The 6,911-nt window shown below is 61.5% G+C and carries 6 protein-coding genes and 1 riboswitch; of the genes, 2 read left to right on the top strand and 4 right to left on the bottom strand.

Features of this window, described 5'->3' with window-relative positions; all coding sequences use genetic code 11:
• The first annotated feature begins 47 nt into the window (after window positions 1–47).
• Together ACTJGZ_RS15345 and ACTJGZ_RS15340 are read left to right on the top strand one after the other, a co-directional pair.
• A complete protein-coding gene (locus ACTJGZ_RS15345) occupies window positions 48–719 on the top strand; it encodes a glutathione S-transferase (protein ID WP_441663769.1) in 672 nt (223 codons plus the stop codon).
• A 120-nt stretch (window positions 720–839) separates the two neighbouring features.
• A riboswitch (FMN riboswitch) is annotated at window positions 840–993 on the top strand.
• Between the two features lie 88 nt (window positions 994–1,081).
• On the top strand, window positions 1,082–1,591 hold the full coding sequence (locus tag ACTJGZ_RS15340) for a 6,7-dimethyl-8-ribityllumazine synthase (RefSeq protein WP_441663768.1): 510 nt from the start codon (window positions 1,082–1,084) through the stop codon (window positions 1,589–1,591).
• A gap of 286 nt (window positions 1,592–1,877) precedes the next feature.
• Here the strand turns inward: ACTJGZ_RS15340 and ACTJGZ_RS15335 are convergent, their stop codons facing one another.
• The 4 genes from ACTJGZ_RS15335 to ACTJGZ_RS15320 all read right to left on the bottom strand — a co-directional run bounded on the left by ACTJGZ_RS15335 (window position 1,878) and on the right by ACTJGZ_RS15320 (window position 6,622).
• Complete coding sequence (locus ACTJGZ_RS15335; RefSeq protein WP_441663767.1) at window positions 1,878–3,431, bottom strand: DHA2 family efflux MFS transporter permease subunit; 1,554 nt, start codon at window positions 3,429–3,431, stop codon at window positions 1,878–1,880.
• Window positions 3,432–3,433: 2 nt separating this feature from the next.
• Window positions 3,434–4,726 (bottom strand): efflux RND transporter periplasmic adaptor subunit, encoded by a 1,293-nt coding sequence (locus ACTJGZ_RS15330; protein WP_441663766.1) that lies wholly within the window; start codon window positions 4,724–4,726, stop codon window positions 3,434–3,436.
• Window positions 4,727–4,891: 165 nt separating this feature from the next.
• Window positions 4,892–5,368: a MarR family winged helix-turn-helix transcriptional regulator gene (locus ACTJGZ_RS15325; protein ID WP_441663765.1), complete on the bottom strand. Its 477-nt coding sequence runs from the start codon at window positions 5,366–5,368 to the stop codon at window positions 4,892–4,894.
• 459 nt (window positions 5,369–5,827) lie between these two features.
• Complete coding sequence (locus tag ACTJGZ_RS15320) at window positions 5,828–6,622, bottom strand: response regulator transcription factor (RefSeq protein WP_441663764.1); 795 nt, start codon at window positions 6,620–6,622, stop codon at window positions 5,828–5,830.
• Window positions 6,623–6,911: the final 289 nt, after the last annotated feature.

Genomic DNA, 6,911 nt, shown 5'->3' with positions numbered 1-6,911 from the left:
CCTGAGGCGGCCCGCTTGCCGCCACGACGAACGAAAACGAGTGACCCATGATTACCCTGCATCACCTTGAACACTCACGCTCCCAGCGCATCATCTGGCTGCTTGAAGAACTGGAACTGGAATACCAGACCCAGCACTACGCCCGCGACCCGGACACGCACCTGGCTCCAGACGCCCTGCTGGCCATTCATCCGCTGGGCAAGGCGCCGGTGCTAACCGACGGCGATACCGTCGTGGCGGAATCCGGCGCCATCATTGAATACCTGACCGAACGCCACGGCGGCACGCACGGTTTGCGCCCTGCGCCCGGCACACCGGAAGCGCTGCGCTGGACGTACTGGCTGCATTTCGCCGAAGGTTCGATGATGCCGCCCTTGCTGGTTCAATTCATTTTCCGCCGCGTGCGCAAAGCCGATATGCCTTTTTTTGCCCGCCCCATCGCCGAGCGCATTGCCGATAGCGTCGAAGCCGCCTTCGTGCGCCCCAACCTCTTGCGCCAGTTGGCCTTCATGGAAAGCGAACTGGCCCAGCGCGAGTGGTTTGCTGGCGATCAGTTCAGCGCGGCCGACATCCAGCTGAGTTTTCCGCTGGAAGCCGCCGCCGCGCGCGACTGGCTCACAGCGGAAGAACATCCCCGGCTGCGTGACTGGCTGGCGCGCATCCAGGCCCGCCCCGCCTATTTGCGCGCCCGCGAACGCGGCGGCCCGTACGAGTTGTAAAGCCCGGCGCCCTGGAGGGAACCGGCTGAAAATGCCATATGGTTCCAACGCCATCGCATAAAGGACAGCGCTATACTAACGGTGTCTTGGCGCCTTCACTTTCACAGTCCGGTGCCAGGCAAGCGTTTTCAGGGCGGGGTGAAATTCCCCACCGGCGGTAGGCGTGCCTGACGGCATGCAAGCCCGCGAGCGCCCGGCAGCCTGTCTGCCGGGGTCAGCAGATCCGGTTCGATGCCGGAGCCGACGGTCATAGTCCGGATGAAAGAAAGCGCGCGAATCGACTTGCCCCGGCACCTGGCCGGAGCTGGCCGTTTCCGTGTCGTCTGCCCTGATTCTGGAACTCAGTTTTCAATGGGAATACCATGAATCAGTCTCTGTCCCGCAGTATCCCCCTCCCCAGCCATACGCCGCGCTATGCCATCATTCAGGCAGGCTGGCATGCGGACATCGTCGGCCAGGCCCGCCAAGGCTTTCTGGATGAACTGGCCGCGCATGGCTATGCCGCCGATATCGTCGATACCTACACCGTGCCGGGCGCCTTCGAAATCCCGCTGCATGCCCAGCGGCTGGCCCGCAGCGGCCGTTACGACGGCATTATCGCTACCGGTTTTGTCGTGGACGGCGGCATTTACCGCCATGACTTCGTCGCCTCTGCGGTCATCGACGGCCTGATGCGCGTACAACTGGATCACGATGTCCCGGTGTTCTCTGTGGTGCTCACGCCGCATCACTTCCATGAACACGACCAGCATCAGGACTATTTCTTCCGCCACTTTTCGCAAAAAGGCGCGGAAGCCGCCCGCGCTGCGCTGCAAACGGTTGCCAGCCTGGCGCTGCTGCCCGTCACGGCAACGGAACTTGCCGCGGCTTGAGCGCCCTGCCCCCGGCCCCAGGCCGCCGCAGTCTGAGCGGCAGCCCTGGGCCACTGGATCAGTGGATCATTGGGTCATTGGGCCACTATGATGACCGCATGAAAAACGCCTCTGCCGGCATATCCCGGCAGAGGCGTTTTACATCGCAGCCTATTCCTTCAGGCTGCCGGGAAAAGCCGCCTCAGCCTAGGCAGGCACCAAGACCTCAGCACCCCAAGACAGCGGCAGCCCAAAACAGCGGGCGCTGAGTCAGCAAGCCGCTGGCTCAGACCACACCGGGCCTGGCTCAATGCGCTCCGGCCGCTTCGCCCCCTGCCCCGGCCCGGCCCGGACGTTTGGCAATCCAGACCAGCGGAATCAGCATCAGGAAAATGATGGCCGATACATAGAAGATATCATCGGCTGCCAGCATAAAGGCCTGCTGGTTCAACATCTTTTCCACTTGCGCCAGCGCCTGTTGCGCTGACATGCCCGCTGCCCGGTAGGTCTCCAGCGCATGCTGCAAGGCATCACTTCCCGGCAGCATGTGCTCGGTCAGTTGGGCATGGTGCAGGCTGGCGCGCCGCTCCCAGAAGGTCGTGGATACCGAGGTGCCGACGGCGCCAGCCGTAATCCGCACGAAGTTCGACAGCCCGGAGGCCGCCGGCATGCGCTCGGGCGCAATCCCCGACAAGGTCAACGTCATCAGGGGAATGAAGAAGAAGGCCAGGCCTACCCCCTGAATCAGCGTCGGAATCATGATTGTGTCGAAGTCCACCTGGGTGTTGAAACGCGCGCGCATGAACAGCACCAGCGCAAACACCAGGAAGGAGAAGGTCGCGTATTTGCGCGGATCCACCCGGCCAATGCTTTTGCCCACATACGGCGAACACACCAGAGCCAGCAGGCCAACCGGCGCCATGGCCATGCCCGACTGTGTCGCGGTATAGCCCATGTATTGCTGCAACCACAGCGGCAACAAGACCACATTACCGAAAAACAGGCCGTAACCTATGGAAATCGCCAAGGTGCCAGTCCAAAAGCTGCGGATGCGGAACAGGGCCAGATCCACCACCGGATGGCGCTCGGTCAACTCCCAGGCCAGGAAGAACACAAAGCCCACAACCGCCACGACCGCGCAGCCGACCACGATCGGCGACTGGAACCAGTCATGCTCCTTGCCGATATCCAGCATGATCTGCATGGAGCCTACCCACAGCACCAGCAAAGCCAAACCGATACTGTCAATAGGCAAGGTGCGCCGCACGGTTTCCCGGTCACGGAAAATGCGCCAGGTGACAAAAACCGCCAGAATACCCACCGGGACATTGATATAGAAAATCCACGGCCAACTCATATTGTCGGTAATCCAGCCCCCCAGCAAGGGACCGGTCACCGGCGCGACCAGTGTCGTCATCGACCACGCCGCCATGGCCAAGCCCGCCAGCGCCTTGGGGTAGCTGGACAGCAGCAAAGCCTGCGACAAAGGAATCATCGGGCCCGCCACAAACCCCTGCAGCACCCGGAAAGCGATCAGCAAAGGCATGTTGGGCGCCAGGCCGCACAACCATGACGACAGGACGAACAAGGCCACGCTGAGCACGAACAGGCGCACTTGCCCGAAGCGTTGCGACAGCCAGCCGGTCAGGGGCACGGAAATGGCATTGGCCACCGCGAAACTGGTAATGACCCAGGTACCCTGCGTCGCGCTAACCCCCAGATCCCCTGCGATCGCAGGCAAGGAGACGTTGGCGATCGAGGTATCCAGCACGTTCATGAAGACGGCGGCCGACAGCGCCAGCGTCCCCATCGTCCGCGCCCGCCCCTCCAGAGGCGGTAAAGGCTGCATCGCTGCCGTCATAATCAGTTCACGCCCGCAGCCGGTGCCGCCATGCCGAGTTTGGCCCCGGCTGGCGCCGCCCCCAGATTGGCAGCGACGATACGCGAAACCGCTGCGTCAGCCCCTTCTTCCTGCTGGCGGAACACATCGGTTTGCGCAAACGCTTCCGTACGCGGCGCATTGGCCAGCATGCCACCGTCCTTGTCGCCAACGTTCACCTTCACATCCATGGACAGGCCCACGCGCAGCGGGTGTTCCGTCAGTTCATCGCCAGTCAGCTCAATACGGACGGGGACGCGCTGCACCACCTTGATCCAGTTGCCCGTGGCATTCTGCGCCGGCAGCAAGGCGAAGGCAGCGCCAGTCCCAACGCCCAGCCCCGTGATCTTGCCGGTGTAGCGGACTTTCGTGCCATAGAGGTCTGCCGTCAAGGTCGCTTCCTGGCCCAGACGCAAACCGCGCAACTGGTTTTCCTTGAAGTTCGCTTCCACCCAGACATCACGCAGCGGCACCACGGTCATCAGATTCGAACCCGCGGAAACACGCTGGCCCAGTTGCACGGTACGCCGCGCCACATAGCCATCGGTGGGCGCCAGCACAGCCATGCGCTCATTGGCCAGGTACGCTTCACGCACGGCCGCCGCCGCAGCCAGCACGGCAGGGTGATGAATCACATCCGTTCCATCCGTCAGCGACTGGTTGCTGGACAATTGCTCGCGCGCAGCTACCACCGCAGCCTCGGCTGCCACCAGCGTGCTGCGCGCCGCCGCCGCAGCGGCTTCCGCATGGCGCAGTTCTTCACGCGACACGGCGCCATTGCTTGCCAGGGTGGTGCGGCGTTTGCGGTCGTCCTCGGCACGCGCCAGATCGCTGCGCGCCTTGACGACTTCCGCCTGGCGCAAGGCAATCTGCGCATTCAGGGTTTCGTTATCGGCATACAGCGTACGCGCCTGGCGCACGGCTTGCGCCAGCTGGGCTTCGGCGTGTTCCAGGCGGATGTGCGCATCGGCAGGATCCAGGCGTACCAGCACCTGGCCAGCCTTCACAAAATCCATGTCATCGGCATAAATGGCCTGAACCGTGCCTTCCACCCTGGGCGTGATCTGAATCACGTTGCCCTGCACATAGGCATTGTCCGTGGTTTCATAGCGGCCGCCCAGCAGCCACTCGTAAACGCCAAAGGCCAGTGCCGCCAGCACCACCACAACGGTCACGCTCAACAGCACCTTGCGGCGGTGCCTGACAGCCGCGGGATCCAGCTTCTGCTTGCTACTGCTGTTTACGTCACTCTTTGGCGTGTGATTGTCGTCACTCATGGCAAATTTTCGCTGAACAATGAAAAAACCCGGCACTTGCCGGGGTGAAAAGCACCCGCCTGCCAGCTAGCGCATGAAGGCGCCCGCCAGCGGCGGAACCTGCGGCAGCGGCCGGAAATCTCCGCGCCCTACGCCGCCAGTCAGACCCAAAGCATTCGGACAGCGTCACACCTGTCCCGATTTTTCCTGCAATGTTTGCCGCATGCGGCGCAAATAAGACTTGAGCTGCGCGGCTTCGGTATCGGAAAAGTCCTGCAGCCCCAACTCATGCACATCACGCAGCACATCCGGAATACGGCTTGCGACCTCACGCCCCTGTTCCGTCAGCTCGATGCGCACTACGCGCCGGTCCGACTCGCTGCGCCGGCGGCGGCACAGCCCCTTGGCCTCAAGGCGGTCCAGCATGCGCGTCATGCCGCCAGCATCCTGCATACAGCCGCGCGCCAGCTCCGCCACCGTATCCGCCTGCCCGGTATAAAGCTTCAGGATAGGGTTCCATTGCGCGTTGGTGAGGCCGAAAGGCTCCATACGCTGTTCGATCTCCTGCCGCATTGCTGCCAGCGTGGAGCGCATCAGCCAGCCCACGCTATCCATCAGGTCATAGGCCTCGATGAAATCCTGTGTTTTGCCTTGGTCTTCCATGGGTAAAAATATTATTTGCCTAGTCAATCATTGTCAAAGCATAGATTGACATAGAACGAGGAAAACACCAAGAAATCTGTTTCACTGGCTTACGCCAGATCCGGCTAACTCAAATCCTGAAACCGCGCTGAACGCAAGGCTCGCCCGTACTGTGCCACCATCAAAAAGCCCCTGGCGGCGGACTGGAAATCCGTGCCCAGGGGCAAAATAACGAGAGGCAAAATGATTCAGCGGCCTATCAGTTGAGCAGTTGAGCAGTTGAGCCGCTTGGTAAGCGAACCCGCTAAGGGCTAAGCGGCGCCAAGGCCGAATTACTCAGGCCGTCGTGCCCCGCAAGGCGCCCAGGCGGGAAAGAGCCTCAGCGCGCACGCGGATAAGCCGCCCGGCGGCGTCAATAAGCACCACTGGTGCCGCCACAAAACCGGGGGCTGAAATCAAGACGCTGAAGAAGCCCGGCCATCACGCCGGCGTATCATCCGCGGGCATCATCAAGGCATAGCCGCGATTGCGGTAACTGCGGATCTGCGGCCTGCCTTCCTGGCCAGCGCGCAAGCTGAGTTTGCGGCGCAAATTGCTGATGTGCGTATCCAGGCTGCGATCCAGCGGCTCGATAGAACGGCCCAGCGCGGTTTCCGTCAGATGCTCGCGGCTGATCATAGCGCCGGGGCGCCGCATCAAGGCGGTCAGAATGCTGGTTTCCGCGGCAGTCAAGTAAATCTGGTTGCCGCCGACCCGCACTTCCGATGAAGCCGAATCCAGGCTCAAATCCCCGACCTGCAGGTAGCGGCTCGCCGCATCGGCCTGACTGACCTGGCGGCGCAGGCAGCCATGCAGACGCGTCCATAGAATGTCGAAATCCACCGGCTTGCGCACATAATCGCTGGCGCCGCACCGCAACCCCATCAAGCGTTCGGTATCCCCTTCGTTTTCGATCAGCATCAGCACCGGCATATCGGAACGGCGCCGCAAACGAGTCAGCAGGGTGAAACCGTCATTTTCAGGCAAACCCGCGTCGATGATGGCAAGATCCACCCGTTCGTGCAGCACGAAATTCCAGGCGGACTCCCCGTCCGCGGCCAGGTGCACAGACAAAGGCGCAGCCAGCGCCAGCGCAGGCAATACCTGGCGCAGCACCGTCGGGCCGGAGACGATGAGGAAAGCAACGGATTTTGCGTAGGGGCAGGCATCGACACGCGGCTCACCTGCGGGCGGCGTCATCATCATGTCCTGCTTATCCAGAGAGGCTTGTTGCATAGGACAACAGCGAAGAGTGTTCCAGGAATTTCCAAAGTATTCAAAAGATACGTCTGGAAATCATTTTTTTAGCACAATGCTAGCAATACCGCAACTTAGGATACGAATCGTTTTTATTTTTAAGTTGAATTTCTGCCTGCTTGATTCAAATTTTACCTGCTCAATGCGCCCGGGATTTTCTCAGCCGGCTTCCCTGCCGTTCTTGACGGTCCGTTCAGCCCAGCCCCGGATACAGGCTTTCAGGCGGCAACAGCAAGCCCACGCGATTTTCGCGCATGTCCTGAACGGC

This window comes from Kerstersia sp., assembly GCF_052103615.1.
GTDB lineage: Bacteria > Pseudomonadota > Gammaproteobacteria > Burkholderiales > Burkholderiaceae_B > Kerstersia.
This window is presented reverse-complemented; position numbering and strand designations above follow the sequence as displayed.